We start from the raw sequence: 18,648 nt of genomic DNA on the forward strand, positions 1-18,648 counted from the left end.
CGGGCGCGCACGGCAACCCGGGCCCGGCACATAACTAGGCAGTGTTGTCTATATCCTCAAGGCGTTTGCGGATGTCAGTTACTACGTCCAGGCTGCCCTTGAAGATATCGATGACGTTACCCTCTACGTCGTACGGGCGCTCAAAAATCTCGTTGAATTTCAGGCCACCATTTTGCGCTAGGCCATCTACCAGCAGATTAAGGAAGCGAATCTGCACCGCATTGAAGTTGTTATTCTCCAATAGGTCCTGGAATTTCTCCTTCATAGCGTCTTTATCCAGGCCCACCAACCGGCGGATGAACGCGGGGATGGTGACATCGCCCATGCTGGCGCGTAGCTTGTCCACCCCCTCCGCATAGCCCGGCTCCCCATTGCCAGCCTCAGCCACCATGGCCTCCAGCGCCGCGATGTCGTCGTTTGTCAGCTCACGCGCTCGGCGCAGCTTTTGCAGGGCAATGTCATCCTCGTGCTTCGCCAACAGCTCACGCAGCCGCCGTTCCACCAGAGAAGGGTAGGAGCCACTGCCCGCGCCGGCCAGCGAGGGAGCTTCATCCACAACCACCTCGCCGGCTTCGTCAGCAATATCCAAAATCACCACGTTGCGGCTGCCCTTGGGAATAAACTGGACCAAATCCCGCATGCCCTTGCGCACCGCCTCCAGCTCATCTACGGTGACTTCTTCCCACCACTCAGGCTTCAGCACTCGCTCCAGGAAGCTGCGGCGTTCGGCCACCACCGGCAGGTTATCGCTGACCGCCAGCAGGTCATCGGCAATCTTGACCACTCGCTCGCGCAGCAGCGGCACATCCGCAGAGACATCCGGCCAGGCACACACCCCTAACTGCAATTGCACAATCAGCAGGTCAAAGCGCTTAGCGGACTCTGATTCCTTCATGGTGCCCAGCGGCAGGTGCGCCACATGCCCCTCAAGTTTTGCTACATCCTCGGCCGTCAATTGCTCCCATGCTTGCCGATGCCCATACCGCAGCAAGGTTTCCTTATCTTCCGGGCGCACCATGATGTGACCTGGGGGAACTGCGGCGGTGGCGGAATGGAGGGCATCGGCAAGCTGTGTACGCAACGCCGAGCCTTCCTGCCCAGCCGCAAGCTGCGCCAATAGCTCCACGCGGGCGACAAAGAGTTTCTCCGACAGCGAGCGCGGCCGACGGACCAGGGTTTCCTCCTCCTGCGGGGTGCCAAAGCGCTGCACGTTACCGCAGAAGTCAAAAATCAGGAAGTGTTCCTTATCCATGCCCGGCCCAAACAAATCCGGGCGCAAGCGCGTGCCACGGCCCACCATCTGCCAGTACTTGGTCCGGGAGTAAACCGGCTTGAAAAAGACCAGGTTAACCACCTCTGGGACGTCCACGCCGGTGTCCAGCATGTCCACTGAGATGGCGATATTTACCGGGCCGTCGGGCCGCGCGAACTCATCCAACGCTGACTGTGCGTACTTGGTGCGGTTTGTAATCACGGACGCGCCTTCCAGGGAATACTCCGGGAATCCGGCGTCGAAGACCTCCTTGATCAACTCCGCATGGCGCTGGCTGCGGGCAAAAATAATGGTCTTGCCCAGCTGGTCGCCGCCAACGCGAATGCCGCGCTCCACCACCGTTTTCAACACGTGCCGGATGGTGTCCCGGTTGTAGAGCACGCGATTGATGTCCGCAGAGCTGACATCCCCCGGCGGGTCCAGGCGCTGGCCGTCTTCGTCGGTGCCCCACTCGGCGGCATCCCATTCCAGCTGCTCTTCGGGCGTGAGCTGTGCGTAGTGCATGCCCTGGTCCAAGAACTTCGTGCCCTGCAGAACCGTCTTATATGGCACCAGGTGGCCTTCGTCCACAGCTTGCGGGAACTCGTAGGCAAACGTCGGGGTCTTATCATCTAGGCCAAAAAGCGCATAGGTGTCATGTTCAATGTCGGACTTCGGCGTTGCCGTCAGGCCCACCACGTAGGCGTCAAAATAGTCCAGAATCCGCCCAAAGCGGTTGTAGACCGAACGGTGGGCCTCATCCACAATGATCAGATCAAAGTCAAAAGGTCTAAACGTGGCCGGGGAAGTGCCGTCGTCCCCAATCAGGTTCATCATGGTGTTGTAGGTGCTCACATACACATCACCCACCTGCGTGGGGCTCTCCAGCACGTTCACCGGCGCCGCTTGCGGGTAGAGGTTCACAAACGCGCGGTGGGCCTGCTTTACCAGCGCTGTGCGGTCTGCCAGGAAGAGCACTTTGCCCACCCAGCCGGCCTCCCGCAGCAGCTTAGCCGTGGCCACCGCCACGCGCGTTTTGCCTGTTCCGGTGGCCATAACCAGCAATGCTTGCCTGTGGCGCTTGTCCTGTAGCGACTCCGCTACCGCCTGGATAGCCGCCCGCTGGTAGTCGCGCCCGTGCCCACCCGCAATGTCCGCGTCTACTTGGGTGGTGGTCAAATCTGCCCGCTGGCTCCTACGGCGAATCATTCGCCGCAGCTGGCGCGCAGTGGGGAAGCCCTCTACCTCCCGGGCCGGGTACCCTGCACCGGAGCGCGGCAAATGTGCGGCATCATCAATAAGGTCTATGTGGTAGCCGTTAGTCACAAACATGATTGGCCGCTGCCCAAACTGTTTTTCCATGCAGTCTGCGTACAGCTTTACCTGCTGCGCGCCCGCCGCCATGGACTCCAAGGCCTTCTTCGCCTCAATCACCGCCAATGGTCGGCGGTCATCATCCCACAGCACATAATCCGCATAGCCCACACCGGACGCACTGGGCATTCCCCGCAGCTCCAGCTCGCGGCTAATTCCGTCCCCCACAAATCCGGCGTCCGCCAACAGCGGATCAATTAGCTGCCTGCGGGTTTCCTCCTCGCTGATCGCCAGCGGCGCAGTCGGCTGACCTGCATCGACCGCCTTCTTGGCCTGCTCTTTTGCCAGCTGTTCTTGCAGTTTAGCCAGCTGCGCATTCAGCTCCTCCCGGGCTTGACGCTCTTCCTCGGCCCGTGCTTCGGCATCCGCCAGCCGGCCCGCCTGCTCTTGCTCCACACGCCGCCGCTGCTCTTCAAACGCCGCAACCTCCCGCAGGTGTTGCTCGCGCTCATCCTTCGCCCTCTGCTGGGCATCGTCCAGCATGAGCCGCTGCGCCTTGAGCTGCTCTTGCTGCCGCTTAAGCTCCCGCACATGCTGCGCAATCTCGGTCTGGCTTTGCCCCGGATTGCCCGTGCCCCCCGCACCGCCTGCTCCCAGCAACTCCTGCCGGAAGGCCTGGTTCGGTCCCGGCGCCAGGTGAGGGTTCGCGGAGTGCTTTGCCACTGCCCACACCAGCACGTCATACAGGTGCATCACTACCTGGCGGGCAGTCTTGGGCCCCAGAACCTCGCGACCCCCCTCCAGCTCAGTGGCATGTGCAGCATCATTGCCACGTTTACGGACAATGTGCATCTTATTCAGAATGTTCCGATCAGCCACCGTGGCCTGAAAGTCGCGATCTGCCATGAGGCCAGCCAGCGGCTCGCCCTGCGACTGCCCCAATTCCCGGAACGCCCAAATGTGGTGAACCACCCGCTCCAACACCTTGCGCGCCAAGATGCAGGACACCACCGGCGCCGCGTCCACACCCCGCTCCGCCTGCACACATTCCCGCAGCGCCACCGGCCAGACATAATGCAAGAAGGAGAAATTGCTACGTGCTCCTAACGGCGCACCCGATGGGGTAGTAGGGGTAGTCATATGCAAGAACTTTCAGAATGACGAGGTTTCACGTGAAACATTGCGCAATCCTACCGATTCCGGGTGTAGACCTAACGCAAGATAGAAATTATTTTAGCCCATTTCAGCAGGGGCGCAAGGCTTAAGGCGGCATAAATTCAACGCCTGGCCCGCCGGGCTGAGCTTCAGTTTCATTGCCCGCAGACGGCGGCTGAGCAAGCCGCATTTACTACCGCACTTACTGCGACGCCCCACGCTGAAGTGGGGCGTTTGCTTTTGGCGGAACACGTGAGGCCTGACCGTTGTCCATCCTCCGACCCGGGGTCTATGTGGCCTAATTGCCTAATGGTCAAAATGCTGTATGATTCACGTACATCAAGCCGCAAGGCAAATAAGCTCTGGCCCTCAGCTCTTCAGCTGTGGGCTATCTTCTTTTTCCCAAAGATTTACCCTCATTAGATAACGAGGCTTTAGGCTTTACGTTTCCTTGTCCGGATGCTATCGTAGTGCCCGTACGCCCCGATGTTGCCTCTATCAATGGATATGCACTCGGGGCTTTGCACTGGCTATGACTTCTTACAGCCCGACCGAGTCCAGCGCAGTCGGCTTGCGCTCCACACCGTTATCCACCTATTCAATAAGCTCCAACTCCGTAGGCCGGCGAACGTCCAACCCCTTTAGCGCACGGCCAACCTTTATTAAGCCCTTATCGTACGTATATAGGACCTGAGCCCCCATTAACTCTGCAGACGCTAGGATTGCCGCATCCGCCCCCTTCAGCAGGTGCTCACCGCACAATTCTGCGGCCCGAAACGCTGTTCGTTGATTCAGATCTACGAAGATTAAAGGCTGGCTCCGGAAAAATCGAAGCGCCTCCTCGGACCGCTGTCGCTGTTCCGCTGGACGGCTCGCCCTTCCTCTTACAACGCCTACGGTCTCAACAAGGACCACTAGCGGAACGACAATCAGGTGATCACATCCATGCCCCCTAATCAGCGTTCCTATGCATCGAGTTACCGCCGGGTCCACGTCTGTCAAGTACCAAACCCAAACGTTGGTATCGAGCACAATAAGCGGCAGCTTCCCTCCCGTCCCGCTAGGCATCACGCTCCCTCCTTACTAATTCCACCGGGGTCAAGCCCTCAAGCCAATCAGAGCCCAATATCCCCCTGAAATCCTCTGCCGGAATCCGCTCAACCGGTGGGGGAACTACATCCCAGATCTTTGCCACCTCAACATCAACAAGGTCGTAGCTGTCACGCCAGTACCTTTTCAGACCCCAGATCTCCACCTCACTCTCCAGCTTGGCTTTAACCTGCTCCTCTAATTCGGGAGGAATATAGAGAGTCACCGCTGCGCCGGTCTCCTCATCCTCCAGAAGCGCCGTCGCATCACCGTCGCGGTTTGAGTACTGGTACAAGCGGCCACTGACTCCACCATAGGAAAGATGCTCAACAACTGCGCACTTTTTGGCTGCCTCTACCAGCTCTTCATTGAGAGCCACCCTGCGCTCCGCAATACTCAATTCCACAGTCGTATCCCCCTGAGCAGCACCAAGCTCCCCAAGCTCAATCAAGGCTTTAATAGCTGCCGGGGTCCACAGCTCAGGTAGTTCGCCCCCTTCCTGCAGTGCGGTCAGGCCCTCGTCCCAAGCCGCCGCAACGTCGGCTGATACTTCCAGCTCAATCTGCGCGCCACCGGCAGCCTTCCTCCGAAAAGTCCAATCCACCGGTTCGTTCCCCGCCCCAGACAGCTCGCGTACCACTTCTTCGGCCTTCGCCAGGCAATCAAACTCCATGTTCCGCGTGCCCCCAAGCAGCTTAAGACTCACCGTCCGCACGCCCCCCGTATTCTTCATTGCGCTTGTCATGTCCACCTCCTTAGGACTCAGTTTCGCTGTTTCTACGCAGCATACTCGCGCCCCTGGACATAACGCGCGCGCTCAATCCCAGCTGCAACCCCTACTCAAAGTAATCCTCATCCACTTCCACAATCGCCACGGTCCGCTTGACTTGCACGCCTACGCCGTAGCGAATCATCAACTGCGCCAGCCGCACGCCATCAATAAGCACCACGCGTGACGCCACGGCTTCTGCGTACTGCTTCGCGCCCTCAGAAAACTTCCCGGTGGTCAGGAATACGCCCCGGTCAGCTTGCGCGCCTTGCAAAGCACCCACAAACCCTTGAATATCTGGCCGCCCGATGCTCCTGTCCAGCCCGTACCGCTTGGCCTGCACATAAATCCGCGACAACCCCAGGGCGTCCTGGTCAATAATTCCGTCAATACCCCCGTCGTTCGACAGCTGCGTCCGCGTCGCCTTGCCCTGCGTGCCGCCGTACCCCATTGCCATCAGCAGGTCCAGCACGGCTTGCTCAAAGAACTCCGGTTCGTTCTCGTGCAGCCTCGTCAGCAGCTCCTCAGCCACAAAGGCATCGTTGCGCGCCACACCGGTTTCCACCTGTTCAATGGGGTCCAGGTCCGTTTCTTCTTCCGGTTGGCTGCTTAGCTTGCCGATGCCCCCTCGTCCCTCAGCTTTCCCCAGCGCCTGCCAGGTGGTGCCTCCTTGGTCCGTGCCAACAGCCTCGATCCGTAGGTCTTTCTCCGTCATGCCGGAGGGGTAGCGGACTATCAGGTCACGTCCCAGCTCCATTATTTGGAAATGCGCCCGTGAAGGCGAGGTAACAGCACCGGCCTTCTTCAAGTAGGACAGCGCCCACCCAATGCGATTGGCGTAGACCGTTTGGCCGGAGGGAATGACTTCCGCTCGTTCCTCTTCACTAATCCCTACCCGCGACGCGGTAGCCTCGATAAGTAGGGATCGCTTCCACACAGCCCCATCTGAGGCCAATACTTCCAGGACCGGGATGAGGTATCCGTCCCACTTCAAAGTCGCCATCAGAGTTCTCCTTGGAAAGCGCGAATACTGAGTACCTTCTGCAACCCTATCAGGGAGTCCAGACGCTTTCGCTCGAGTGCCAGTTCAGCTTGCAACGCCACGATGGTTTCGGCAATACTCCCAACTTCGTCACTGTTCAAGACCGGTATTGGCGCCTGAGACAGCTGTGTCTTGTTAATGGACGCTATACCAGTGGTTTGCTTGGCGGACTTTAAGAAGTACTGCTTCAAGCTGGGGGTCCGCAGTGCGGCTGCTAGTACTTCAGGGGTTATCTCACTCGACTCCGGTCGAATACGAACCCGAAAGATGTGGTTTTGGTGAATGCACCGCGGCAGTTCCTCGTTCCATACCGTCCCACGCCCCAGCTTGTCAGGGTCTCCGCCTTCGGTCAGCACCAAATCCCCCGCGCTTAGCAGGTATTTCGCAATCTCGTTGTTAGTAGCCTCAATCTCGCTGACTTGTTCCAGCTGTAGAAATCCATCTTTGACGTTCGATACCGCCAGATAAGGGACGCTTTCGGTGGACTGTCCCGCGGGAACCTTTCGGCCTTTCGTAATGCCCGATTGAATATCGGCAATCTCCGCGAGTTCAACTGTCGTCCTTGATTCATGGCTCAACAGAGCGTTAAGGGTTGTCTGCGACAACTCCTCCACAGCCTCGATTAGGCCCCGCTGCGCGCCGACAATGTTCCCTGCGTGATTAAGGATGCCTGCGATGCGGTGTTGTTCCTCGAGCGGTGGGAGGGGGACAGGGATCGATGAGAAGGCTTCGTTTGTCAGGGTGCGACGGCGAGCCGTAGTCCCACGGAGGCGTAACTTGTAGTGCTTTATCACGGTATCTGACCGGAGAAACTTGCGGAGGTATTCACGGTCGACGGCTGCGCCGTTGGTAATCTGCCAAACTCCGTACGCGGGACTCACGATGCCCGCCTCACAGAGCGTCTGAAAGTCAATGACAGCCTCGTCAATAGGGAATCCGACGACCAATTGCCCATGTTCAATGACCTTGTAATTGGACAGATCCGCTCCCGCGATACGTTTTTTAAAACGTGAATCCTGATATACGAGTCCGCGTTCTCGAGTGATCGACAAAACCGGAAACTCACCATCTTGAGCGCGGTCAGGCTTTACAGACTGAATCAGTTCCCCTAGCTTCACCATGGGCCAATCATGCTGTGTGGTGGTCATGGTTATTTGCCTTCCGTGAGCATGGCCTTCAGCTTAGCCAGGCCGGTAGCGATGTCGTGGTCGAGGGCTTCGATCTCGGCAATGATTTCTAGCGGGTCCCGGGTCTCCGTGGCCTCCAGAACAATTTCTTTGTACCGGTTCATCGACAAGTCATACCCAGCCCGCACAATCTCTTCCCGGGGCACTGTAAACGAGCACTCTGTGCGTGCCCGGTCCCGTTCGGTGGTGGTGCGCTGATGCCAGCGAGCCACCACATCCGGCAGGTTATTGAGTACTGCTTGCTCAGCACTCAGGGCCACCGGGTGGGGGTCAGCAGCACAGTTGGGGTCATCAAGATCCTGAACATGCGAAACCGGGGCAGGGCCTAAGAGGCGCGCCTCCAGCAACGGGGTGCGCTTATCATCCAACGAGTACCCATCAGCAGTGACATCATAAAACCACACCTGGTCCGTACCACCAGAATCAGTCCGGGTAAAACACACAATCGCAGTCGACACCCCGGAGTACGGTTTAAACACCCCGGAGGGTAGTTTGATGACTGCATCCAGGCGCTGATCCTCAACGAGGTGTTGGCGCAGCACTTTGTGTGCCTTGGTGGAACCAAACAGCACACCCTCCGGAACAATAACCGCAGCCCGCCCACCGGGTTTGAGTAATTGCAGGAAGCGGTGGAGAAATAACAGCTCAGTCTTCTTCGCCGTAGTAGCAGATTTCAGTGCTGGGTCAATGGCGTCTTTATCCAAGCTTCCAGCAAAAGGAGGATTAGCCAGAATAAGGTCATAGGCCCCATAGTGCTGGGCATCAAGGTGGGTGAGGGAATTTTGGTAGGCGATGGCAGGTTCATCAAAACCATGCATGAACATATTCATTGCCGCGATACGCACCATGGTTTTATCAAAATCAAACCCCGTTAGCCCCTGCTCCAGGAAAGTATCCCGGGTGGGTTTGTCAAACAACTGGTCCTGGTGGTGGGTTTTAATCCAGTCATTAGCCGCCACCAAAAACCCTGCGGTGCCACACGCGGGGTCAATAATGCGCAGGGCCGGGGTTGGGGCCATCAACGCTACTAGTAGTTCGATGATGTGGCCAGGGGTACGGAACTGCCCATTGGTACCGGAGGTAGATAGTTTGTCCAGCATGTATTCATACAAGTCGCCGGCGATGTCTTTGTTGGCGAACTCTAGGGCGTCGATAAGTTCCATCACCCGGCCTAAGGTGGCTTCTGATTCGATGTCGAAGGAGGCATTAGCCATGTGTTGTTGGAAGCCGTGCCCGCCCATGGTTTTGATAAACGGGAAGACCTCTGCAGTGATGATGGCTTTACGCCGGGCAAGGTCAGCATCCTCAATCAGGTTGCGCCAGCGTAAGTGCTGCTGGGAAGTATTAAAAATATCGGTGGTGGCGGTGGGGTCGCCCAGGTTGCGGCGGGTATCAATATAAGCCTGGCGGGTATCCAACTCCCGGATAAACAGCAGGTAGGTGAACTGCTCAATCACCGAAATCGGGTTAGAAATACCCCCGGACCAAAAGGTATCCCAGATGCGATCAACGCTGTTCTTCAATGCGCCAGTAATCATGCCCACCAGCATAAGCCGAACCCCGGACATGGAGTGGTGCGCCCAGCCTTTGCCGCTCAGAGATTTGGGCTGCCAATCGCCTCAATTCCGTGCGACAGGGGCAATTGTCCGTTATGCTGATACACATCACTTTTCGATAACACCAAGGCTAGAGGAGGTAAACCGTGACTGTTCGCATACCCGTCAACCCGGAGATCGTCCGCTGGGCTGCTGCGCGTGCTGGCGGCTCTGAGAACCTCCTTAAGCGCCATCCCCATCTCGAAAAGTGGATCGCCGGGGAGAGCCAACCCACTTTTAAGCAGCTCCAGGAGTTCTCCAACAGGGTCGACACCCCAATGGGATATTTTCTTCTCAGCGAAGTGCCTCGGCGTCAGCTTCCGATCGCGGACTTTAGGGACGGATTTGATCCCGGCGTTCGAGAAGATTCACCCGAGTTATGGGCGACGCTAAATACTTGCCAACGTCGTCAGGATTGGTACCAGGAATACGCCGAATCCATCGGCATCGAACCCGTTTGGGTGGTGGGTATTGCTGCGGATTGGAATGCACAAGAGACCGCTTCCCATATGCGCAAGACATTAAAATATGAGGTCAATGATCGGAAGGGCGACGCCAGTAGCCAACGGAGGTATCTCATCTCCCAGTTTGAGTTACTCGGAGGCTTGACCGCTTTCAACTCGATGGTTAATGACAACGTTTATCGGCCATTGAACCCAGACGAGTTTCGGGGGTTCTCTCTAGTGAGCCCTGTTGCTCCCCTGATCTTCGTCAATGCTAAGCAAACTATCAACGGTCAGCTGTTTACCTTCGCCCACGAGCTAGCGCACGTGTGGCGCGGGAAAGGGGCCTTGGGAAATGCAAAATTGAATGCGACATCCTCCAATGAAGTCGAGCAATGGTGCAACTTAGTGGCCAGCGAGTTCCTCGTTCCAGCGGTCGATCTCAAAGCCAGGTATCCAGTACATCAGTCAGAAAGCGTCCCTGAAATCCTTGAAAGCCTCGCCAAGGTCTACAAGTGTGGCACTTTGGTCGTGCTCAACGGTCTCAAGCGAAGTGGAATACTCTCCGAAAAGGAGTTTCAGGAATTATATCCGATTGAGCTTAAGCGTTTATCCGCATTGGCAAGTTCTGCCAAGGGAGATAACTCCGGCGGGAATATACAATACTCACGTGCTTTCCGACTCGGAAGAACTTTTTCCCAAGCTGTAATTCGAGAACTCGCTTCTGGGCGACTGCTTCCTACAGATGCGCTTCAGTTGACTGGGATCAAAACTTTCAAGTCATTTGACGCTTATGGTGACTACATCGAGGGACAAGTCTGATGTACCTCTTCGATGCTAACGTGTTTATTGACGCCAATAGGCGGTACTACCCACTTGACATAGCACCTTCGTTCTGGACCTGGCTGGATGAACAATGCCAAATGCAAAGAGTCGCTTCCATCAGCAGTGTGTACGATGAGCTAAAGAGAATGGAGGATTCTCTAACCTCCTGGGCCCAACGACCCCAACTACAGGGTGCCTGGTTGCCTCCAAACGCAGCCGCCATTGAAAACGCCACTGAGCTGGTGGAGTGGGCGAAAAACCCGGAAAGCTCGTTTCAAGAGCGCGCAATTGAAGAGTTTGCTGCCTCTGCGGACCTATGGCTAATTGCTCAGGCCGCGGCAGGCCAGCACACCATCGTCACGCATGAACAGTCGAGCCCTAACGCCAAGAGAAAGATTTTCATCCCTGACGCAGCTGTTCAACTTGGCGTCCCATGCGCCAACCCCTTCGACGTATTCCGACAGCTTGGCTTGCATCTTTAAAGTCTTCCATTACTCTCACGCGAGGACTCCACCAGGCAGTCGTAGAGGAAGGCCATGAGGTCGGTGGCATCGTCAGTGGCAAAGAGCTGGTCCAAGGCGCAGTTGAACTCCAGGCGGCGGGCGTGCGGGATGTTCAGCGCGCTGTAGCCAGCAGACAGCAGCATGCCGGAAGCCACAAGGCGCGCGGTGCGCTTGTTGCCGTCGAAATAGAACTGGCTACGAGTAGCCGAGCAGAAGTAAGCCAAGGCGCGCTCGACGGGGTTGGACAGGGCGTGGAGAGAGCCCAGGAGAGCCTGGTAGTCACTGTGCAGTTGCTCCGCAGCGTCAAAAGGTACATGCATGCCGGAGGTCAGGCGGACGCCGCCGCCGTCGCCGGTGACGGCGCCATCACCACGGAACATGCCAGCGTCTAGCGCCTCATTGCCCGCGACGGCCTGGTGCAATTGGTTGCTCACCTGGGCAGTGATGTCGAATTGCTCAGTGCGGACAAGATCTGCCAAGAGGTTAAACGCCTCTGAAAGGTCCAAAATCTGCTGTTGCTCAGGGAGAGACTTGCCGCCGACAGTTACACCGTCGAGCAGCGTACGAACTTCAGGCAGCGTGAAGGTATTACCCTCTAGCGCCGCAGCATTCCAGACCAAGTCAGGCAGCTGTTTGGTCAAACGGAAAAGGGCGCGTTCCGTACCTAACTTGCCGATGTCCCCATGATCCCGCACCTGCCAACTCACCCTGCTCGTGGCCTTAAGCATCGGCGCCTCCCAGGGATGGCTGATGGGCCTCTGCCAAAATGTCTATCGCCAGCTGGGTGGGGGAGACGAAGCGAAGGGCACCCTGTTTGCTGGCGTGAGCGCACTCATGGGCACCGATGGGGACCAGGCTGGTCCCTCCGCGAACTGGTTGGGGGGTTTGGCGCACGTGGGACGGCAGGCTGGGGGCGGCGGTCGCGGGGTCTTCGCACCAAATGATTGTGGAATGTGCTGTATCTGGGATAGGGATGTGGGGCTTGGCTTCCGGAGCCTCGGCCTGCTGGAGGTTGCCCTGAGCAAAGGCGCCGGAGAAGGCCCAGGTTTGGCCGGAGGCATCGGCAGACGATGCCACGGTGACCGGATTGGTGGGCAGGAAGTGCAGCGCGCCCGGGCGGCCGTAGGGGTGGGAGGCCCACGCCGCACGGGAGAGCAGGGTGCGGGGGTGGGCGGCATCGCCCCAGTCGGCGAAGCGCTGCATCCAGGCCTCGACAGCGGCAGTTGCCAGCTCAGGGCGCAGATCGTTGGCGAGGATGCGCGCGGCGGTGGCGGCATCCGCATCACTCAAGCGCTGCGCCTGGACGTTGAGCTGGTGGCCGAGAACCAGCATAATCTTGTCCATGGTGGCCAGGCTGGGCTGGGACTCGCCGCGCAGCCAAAGATGCAGGGTATTGCGCGAAACGCCGGAGCGGCGCGAGACCTCAGAGAGGCTCAAGGGCGAGTGCTGCAGCACGGAAAGAGGGTCCATGGCAGGCAAGTATAGCCTGCCGGGGCTAGGGATGTCCTAGAGGTAGTACTGGTGTACTGGGGTTAGGACAATCCCGATGATGTCGAGGCCTTCAAGCCTTCGACTAGTTGAGCCTAGTCCCAATGGCCTGCGGAGGGGGTCAGATGGGTCGCCGCAACCAGCGCGTTCCATGCACGCTTAGCGTCGCCGTTGAGGCATACCGCAGCGGTGAAGCGATCCGGACGTATGAAGACGGTCCCAACAGCATGCTGATCAAACCAATTCTTCAATGAGCCGCTAGCATCTGCGATAACCACAGTCGGATTCGACTCGTCACCCTTAGCGCAGTGCTCACGTGCCCATGGAACTTGCGTCGGGGAGACTGCACACACCAGCCGGACGTCGAGCTGCCTAAACTGTTGAAGTTGCCCAGTGTCGAACAGTCGCTGCGGGTCAATGCCCCACGAAATGATTGAGAATCCTTGACCAAGCACGTTATCGAGCTTGGCTTCGCTGTTCCCAAGGCCAACCGTTGGCTGAATGAATTGAGAGCCAACGGGGGACTGCTTCTGCAGTGCATTGCGAGCCGGAATCAGCTTTGGAATCCGGGACTGGCTGTTCTTACCGTGTGCGAATCCCGGCGCTAGACTCTCCTGGTCGACCACAGCTCCACGTCCGTATCGTGGCATAGGCTTGAAGCGCATGTCTTCGAAATAGGAGCGAACCTGAGGTAAAGAATTTGCAAGGCCGGCGGCGCGATCACGGAGAAAGGCGATGCGCCTGTCCGTGGGCTTAATAATGTTTCCCATCGCCATGGACAAGTCAACCATAGCTTTGGCATGGTCGCGACGTTCAGTTGAATAGGTGTCCAGTAAATCTGGCTTCGCCTGGCCGCTGATTACTGCCTTGAGCTTCCAGGCTAGGTTTGTTGCGTCACGGTAGCCCGAGTTAAAGCCCTGCCCCATCCACACGGGCATGAGGTGTGCAGCGTCCCCAGCGATCAACACGCGTCCTTTACGAAACTCCTTAGCGATGCGACCGTGGTGAGTAAATACCCTGCGGCGGATGATATCAAGCTGAGTGTCGTCGGGCAGGTGATCACGCAGGAGCTCTGCGACGAACTTATCGTCTTCGACGCGTTCGCTGGGCTCATCGTCAAAAAGCATGAATTCAAACCGGCGAACACCCTGAGGAAGCCCAATGGAAACATAAGGTCGGGCCGGGTCTGCGCCGAGATAGACGTTAGGGAAGCCCAAGGGATCATTATTGCAGTCGACTACCACCCAGCGCGTGGACGGAGACTTCCCCTCAAATTCGACTCCCATCCACTTTCGGGTAAACGAGCGCCCACCCTCACAACCAACCAAGTAATGGGCACGGAGCTGCTCCGTCTCTCCGCTTGAGACTTGCCCGTCTTCTCCAGAGACTCGCTCGAGAGTGGCAGTAACACCGTTTGGGTCTTGGTCAATTCCAACGAGCTTGGTGCCAAAGCGGACCTCTACATTCGGAAAGCGCGAGAGGCCCTCGAAGACTGCACGATCAACCATAGGCTGAAGGAAGCCAAATTTACGCGGCCACCCGAATGGTTCCCCTTTGGGATTATTGGTCATGATAACCTCGCCTTGGCCATTGACAATGCGCATAATGTGGTGCGGGATTGTGAACGGAACAATCTCATCTATGAGATCCATGGCTTGGACTGTCCGGAAGGACTCATCATCCATGCCGACGCCGCGCGGGTAGTCAATCAAGTCTTGCCGGGCCTCCACCAAGGTAACCTTAATCCCCTGGTTTCCAAGCAGCGTTGCTAGGGTTAGCCCCGTTGGACCCGCACCCGCGATAAGTACGTCCGTGTCGTAAGCAGTAGAGGAAGTCATGCTAAATCCTTTCTGGGCTGGGCTCTCAGTTGGCATGAGGAATGCTGAGGGATTGGCGCCCTACCTCACTGCATAATCTTCCCTGGCGTAGCGCCGCTCTCCTGCAATCCATAAAGTAACCGACGTCATAATGCGGATAATCGCCATTTCAATCCATGGCGCGATTCAAGGCAAGAGGTGTTCCACAAAGCGGAACACCACCCCGACCACCTTCCCGGAACACCCCTACCAAATACGCGCACTTGGCAAACGGCAAATTGACCCACTCCCACCTGCGTAGGCTGGAGTAGGTCAATTGGGTGTTGCAGCCCTGATCTAGGACTTAGGCGCTGGCTGCGGCAGCGTGTAGGTACATGTAACCTTAGCCAAAATGGCACCATCGATGGAAGAATGGATTTCGGTGTCGGTGACAATGACAGTCCGACCGGCACGCACGATCCGGGCCGTGGCGATGGCGTCGCCCTTCTTCTTGTTGGAGACCACATTGATGGAGGAGGCCACGGCAAGAGGGAATACTCCCTTAGGAACTTGCTGCATGGCCAGCCAGGTGCCACAGAGGTCCGCAAGGCCAAACAGTGCTGGTGCGGAGAACATACCGGCCGGTTGGATGATGGCCGGGGATAGGGGCATTCCCAGCTTGACCTCTTCAGCATTACCGGAGATGGGGTAGAGCTGTAGGGTGTCCTTGACATCGTGGACGCGGGAGTAGAACTCCTCCCAGTCTTCTAAGAAAGCCATCAGTTCAACTCCAAATCTTCTACCTCGGTGGGTTGCTGCAGCACCCAGTCAGGCTCAGCAACCATGAGAGCGATCTCTTTGCGAGAACGGGTCTCTACGTTGACCACAAAGCGCAGGCCCGCGCGCTCGCAGGCGGCGATGTCCTCTAGGTTGTCTTGAGCAACCTGGACTACCACGCGGCGGCACTTAGGGTCCTCAGCAAAGACTGCTCGGACGCGCGCTTGCAAGTCTTTGCCGTCGGCGAAGTCCACGGTGGCATCGTGGGTGCCGAAGGGATAGGTGTGGCGCAGTTCAGTGGCTGAGACATAGACAATGCTCATTAGGGGATCACCTCTCCAATAGTTCCTTCGCGCACGCCCTGACGCAGCAGGATTTTATCCACCTTGCCGCCAGCATTGCGGGGGATTTCGTCGACAACAACGACCTTGGACGGCAGCTTGTAACGCGCTAGGTGGCGGGCGCAGTGGTCGCGAATGTCTTGAACCGTGAAGTCAATCTCACCGGTGTGTTCAATGACGGCGACAATACGCTCGCCCCACTTTTCGTCCGGAATGCCCACCACCGCACAACGGGCGAAGGTGTCGTTTTCTGCCAGGATTCGTTCTACTTCTGCGGGGTAGACGTTTTCACCGCCCGAGATGATCATGTCCTTAAGGCGATCCACAATATAGAAGTAGCCATCTTCATCCATGTAGCCGATATCGCCGGAGCGGAACCACCCTGCTGTATAGGCCTTCTGCGTCATTTCCGGATTGTTCCAGTAGCCAACGGCCACGTTGGGCCCCTTGACCCACATTTCCCCTGTGACATGCGGATCCTTGACCTCAACGCCGGTATCCGGGTTCATCAGGCGGACTTGGGTGTGGGGCATGGGTATTCCGCAAGAGCCAAGCTTAGCCTGGGTCATCTCCGGAGGCAGATAGGTGGCAAATGGCGAGGTCTCCGTCAGACCCCACGCTTGCTGGACAGATACGCCCTTATCCGCGAAGCGGCGAATTATTGCCGGTGGGACCGGTGCGCCTGCGCAGATTACTGCCCGGAGCGTAGACAGATCCGAGCTTTCAAAGCTGGGAGCTTTCTCCATTGCGGCAAGCTGAGCCGGCACCAAAAAGACTGAAGCAATCTTGTAGGTAACCATGTCACGCAGGGTGATCTCCGGGTCAAACTTGCGGTGCACCACCAGAGTGTTGCCGCGGAAGAATGAGCGGATGGCGAAGGAGTTGAGGGCACCCACGTGGAATAGGGGGGCGGTGGCCAAAGAGTAATCCCCGGGGCGGGTGTCCACCATCGAATCAACGTTGATTGAGTTCCACCAAAGGTTACCAAAGGTAAGCTCTGCTCCCTTGGGCAAACCAGTGGTGCCAGAGGTAAACAGCAGCAGTGCCAAGTCCTCCATAGTCACAGCACGTGGGCGCATGACCATGGACGTATCTAGCTCCTCAAAGCTGGACGTGGCGGACCAGTAAAGTGGGACAACTTCGTCCACTGGGGCAGCAGGATCATCATCAACCACCACCACATGGTGACGCTCAATACCGAAGACGTTTTTGGCCTTAGCCAGATGGGAGCCCTCCACCACTACGGTATGCGGAGTTCCGAGAAGGAAGAGCTTGGCGGTCTCCGGCGCAGACAGGCGGAAGTTGAAGGGCATGAAGGTTGCCCCCACCCACCACGCGCCAAACATGGCGAAGAGGAAAGACCGCGAGTTGAGGCCAATGTAGCCCACCCGGTCACCCTGGTTGACGCCAGCTTGCTCAAAGTGAGCGGCCCACTTGCGCACCTCCGTGGTGAATTCACGGTAGGTGTAGGTTTGTCCTTCATATACGAGCGCTGGGCGCTCGGGGCTGTACTTGGCGTGTCTGTACAGCTGGTTGCAAGGTCCAATGTCTAGCTCATTGGCGTTGTGTTGCGTTCCGTAGATCAGCATAATTCATCTCCCCCCGCTGCGTGAGCGAAGCCTCGGGCGGCAATGCCGCCATCTGCATTAATGATGTGTCCTGTAATGTTGCCGGCTTCCTCTGGGTCAGCCAGCAACAAGTAGGAGCCGGTGAAAGTGATGGGGTCTAGGGAAATATCGTGGAGTGGAATATAGGGGTTTCCGCCTTCCGGGCGCCCGTCAAAGACTTGGGTAACAGTGCGCCCCTCCAGGCCGCCGGACACAGGACCGGCCAGGTTAGTGCGCATGCCTCCCACCGCAACGCCGTTGACGCGAATGTGCGGCGCTAATTCGTGTGCCAACTGAATTACCAGCCCGCGGGCTGCGAACTTGGAGGCGGTGTAGGGAGCCCCGCCACCAGCGGCATAGAAGGCTGAATTAGACAGGGTGAAGATCATCGATCCCTTAGCCCGCAAGAGGTGACGCCACGTGGCCTCTGCGGTAAGCAGATAGCCCTTGACGTTGACCGCCATAACCTCGTCAAAGATTTGGCCGATTTCCTCACCGCTAAGCCGGGTGATGGAGCGGTAGTAATCCCAAATTCCGGCGTTGGGGACCACGGTATCCAGGCCGCCGAAGGCCGTCACGGCCTGATCAACCGCGCTGTGCAAAGAATGCGTGTCGCGGACATCTGCTGCCAGGGGCAAACTGGACTCTAGGCCAATCTCCTCTGCCGCAGCACGGGCACGGTCCAGGTCCACGTCTACCAAGGCGACCTGCGCTCCGTGCTCTACAAAGCGCTGCGCCAAGGCCTTGCCCAATCCGCTTCCCGCGCCAGTAATGAGAACTCGCTGGTTTGCAATCATGCGTCACTCCGCCTGTGTTCAATCCGCTTGTGCTGATTCATCTGTCGTGATTCGCCCGCAAACCTAGAAGAACGTGGAGATGTTCTTCGAGTCCAAGACGTTGATGTCTAGCAGGATGCGCCGGTCAAAGATCTTGAGGCCCTCCCCGCTCTGGCGCAGCACGTCCGTCCGGGTACCCACGAAGGTGTCCTGCTCTCGCTCCAGGCGGGTACGCCAGACGTAGAAGTTGGTACGGACCTCGATCACGTCATTGCCCTGCCCATCAGTGCCGTGGAAAGCAATCAGGTTGGTGATCAGGTGGCGGGTGCGCGAAGGCGGATCCTCAGACCAGGCCATGCCGGTGTCGAAGCGGCGGATGCGCCAGGCCAAGGAATCATAGGTCTCGTCGTAGAAAGCGAGTCCGTCACGCTCAGCAATGGCCAGAGCCTGCTGACGGCGTGTGCGGTTTGTGCGCGTGGGAGCCCAGTACTCGAGGTCCTTGTCAAAGCACTCAAGCCAGTCCACATAGCGGCCCTCATCCAACAAGGCGGCTTCATCGTTGTAGAAGTTGGTCAACGCATAGTACGTCTCTGCGTCGACTCGGCGCTCAAGCACTATATCTTCGCGCCTTAAGTAATCAGTCATCAGGATATCCTTCGTCGTTCAGGGGAATCTGCCGGGTCGGTTGG

The 18,648-nt window shown here is 57.7% G+C and carries 16 protein-coding genes; 2 read left to right on the forward strand and 14 right to left on the reverse strand.

What is annotated here, in order from left to right; genetic code table 11:
- Positions 1 to 34: 34 nt before the first annotated feature.
- The 6 genes from G7Y31_RS11500 to G7Y31_RS11525 all read right to left on the reverse strand — a co-directional run bounded on the left by G7Y31_RS11500 (position 35) and on the right by G7Y31_RS11525 (position 9,346).
- Positions 35 to 3,706 (reverse strand): DEAD/DEAH box helicase family protein, encoded by a 3,672-nt coding sequence (locus tag G7Y31_RS11500; protein WP_165009932.1) that lies wholly within the window; start codon positions 3,704 to 3,706, stop codon positions 35 to 37.
- A gap of 609 nt (positions 3,707 to 4,315) precedes the next feature.
- Entirely contained in the window at positions 4,316 to 4,789 is a 474-nt protein-coding gene (locus G7Y31_RS12110) for a type II toxin-antitoxin system VapC family toxin (RefSeq protein ID WP_165009934.1), read from the reverse strand.
- Positions 4,782 to 5,555 carry a hypothetical protein gene (locus tag G7Y31_RS11510; protein WP_165009936.1) on the reverse strand — a complete coding sequence of 258 codons (774 nt, stop codon included), beginning with the start codon at positions 5,553 to 5,555 and terminating at the stop codon, positions 4,782 to 4,784. The genes G7Y31_RS12110 and G7Y31_RS11510 overlap by 8 nt, the downstream gene beginning before the upstream one ends.
- Before the next feature lie 91 nt (positions 5,556 to 5,646).
- Positions 5,647 to 6,582 carry a restriction endonuclease gene (locus G7Y31_RS11515; RefSeq protein ID WP_165009938.1) on the reverse strand — a complete coding sequence of 312 codons (936 nt, stop codon included), beginning with the start codon at positions 6,580 to 6,582 and terminating at the stop codon, positions 5,647 to 5,649.
- Positions 6,582 to 7,769, reverse strand: coding sequence for a restriction endonuclease subunit S (locus tag G7Y31_RS11520; RefSeq protein WP_165009940.1), 1,188 nt, complete (start codon positions 7,767 to 7,769; stop codon positions 6,582 to 6,584). Before G7Y31_RS11520 ends, G7Y31_RS11515 begins: the two co-directional genes overlap by 1 nt.
- Before the next feature lie 2 nt (positions 7,770 to 7,771).
- Positions 7,772 to 9,346, reverse strand: a complete 1,575-nt coding sequence (locus G7Y31_RS11525) for a class I SAM-dependent DNA methyltransferase (protein WP_165009942.1) — start codon at positions 9,344 to 9,346, stop codon at positions 7,772 to 7,774.
- 164 nt (positions 9,347 to 9,510) lie between these two features.
- Here G7Y31_RS11525 and G7Y31_RS11530 point away from each other — a divergent pair, with 164 nt between their 5' ends.
- Both G7Y31_RS11530 and G7Y31_RS11535 read left to right on the forward strand, forming a co-directional pair.
- Entirely contained in the window at positions 9,511 to 10,668 is a 1,158-nt protein-coding gene (locus G7Y31_RS11530; protein ID WP_165009944.1) for an ImmA/IrrE family metallo-endopeptidase, read from the forward strand.
- A complete protein-coding gene (locus G7Y31_RS11535) occupies positions 10,668 to 11,153 on the forward strand; it encodes a DUF4411 family protein (RefSeq protein ID WP_165009946.1) in 486 nt (161 codons plus the stop codon). The genes G7Y31_RS11530 and G7Y31_RS11535 overlap by 1 nt, the downstream gene beginning before the upstream one ends.
- Here the strand turns inward: G7Y31_RS11535 and G7Y31_RS11540 are convergent.
- The 8 genes from G7Y31_RS11540 to G7Y31_RS11575 form a co-directional block, all read right to left on the reverse strand.
- The gene (locus G7Y31_RS11540; RefSeq protein ID WP_165009948.1) at positions 11,150 to 11,902 is read right to left on the reverse strand and encodes a Fic family protein; all 753 of its coding nucleotides are present in this window, start codon (positions 11,900 to 11,902) and stop codon (positions 11,150 to 11,152) included. The genes G7Y31_RS11535 and G7Y31_RS11540 overlap by 4 nt on opposite strands.
- Positions 11,895 to 12,644, reverse strand: a complete 750-nt coding sequence (locus G7Y31_RS11545; protein ID WP_165009950.1) for a helix-turn-helix domain-containing protein — start codon at positions 12,642 to 12,644, stop codon at positions 11,895 to 11,897. Before G7Y31_RS11545 ends, G7Y31_RS11540 begins: the two co-directional genes overlap by 8 nt.
- A 113-nt stretch (positions 12,645 to 12,757) precedes the next feature.
- Positions 12,758 to 14,500: a bifunctional 3-(3-hydroxy-phenyl)propionate/3-hydroxycinnamic acid hydroxylase MhpA gene (gene mhpA, locus G7Y31_RS11550; protein WP_165009952.1), complete on the reverse strand. Its 1,743-nt coding sequence runs from the start codon at positions 14,498 to 14,500 to the stop codon at positions 12,758 to 12,760.
- Positions 14,501 to 14,815: 315 nt separating this feature from the next.
- On the reverse strand, positions 14,816 to 15,238 hold the full coding sequence (locus G7Y31_RS11555) for a PaaI family thioesterase (protein ID WP_165009954.1): 423 nt from the start codon (positions 15,236 to 15,238) through the stop codon (positions 14,816 to 14,818).
- Positions 15,238 to 15,558 carry an acetyltransferase gene (locus G7Y31_RS11560; protein ID WP_165009956.1) on the reverse strand — a complete coding sequence of 107 codons (321 nt, stop codon included), beginning with the start codon at positions 15,556 to 15,558 and terminating at the stop codon, positions 15,238 to 15,240. The genes G7Y31_RS11555 and G7Y31_RS11560 overlap by 1 nt, the downstream gene beginning before the upstream one ends.
- Positions 15,558 to 17,165, reverse strand: a complete 1,608-nt coding sequence (locus G7Y31_RS11565; RefSeq protein ID WP_165009958.1) for an AMP-binding protein — start codon at positions 17,163 to 17,165, stop codon at positions 15,558 to 15,560. Before G7Y31_RS11565 ends, G7Y31_RS11560 begins: the two co-directional genes overlap by 1 nt.
- Positions 17,159 to 17,980 carry an SDR family NAD(P)-dependent oxidoreductase gene (locus G7Y31_RS11570; RefSeq protein WP_165009960.1) on the reverse strand — a complete coding sequence of 274 codons (822 nt, stop codon included), beginning with the start codon at positions 17,978 to 17,980 and terminating at the stop codon, positions 17,159 to 17,161. Before G7Y31_RS11570 ends, G7Y31_RS11565 begins: the two co-directional genes overlap by 7 nt.
- 63 nt (positions 17,981 to 18,043) lie before the next feature.
- Positions 18,044 to 18,604: an aromatic-ring-hydroxylating dioxygenase subunit beta gene (locus G7Y31_RS11575; RefSeq protein WP_165009962.1), complete on the reverse strand. Its 561-nt coding sequence runs from the start codon at positions 18,602 to 18,604 to the stop codon at positions 18,044 to 18,046.
- Positions 18,605 to 18,648 lie beyond the last annotated feature (44 nt).

Source organism: Corynebacterium lizhenjunii (assembly GCF_011038655.2).
Classification (GTDB): Bacteria; Actinomycetota; Actinomycetes; order Mycobacteriales; family Mycobacteriaceae; genus Corynebacterium; species Corynebacterium lizhenjunii.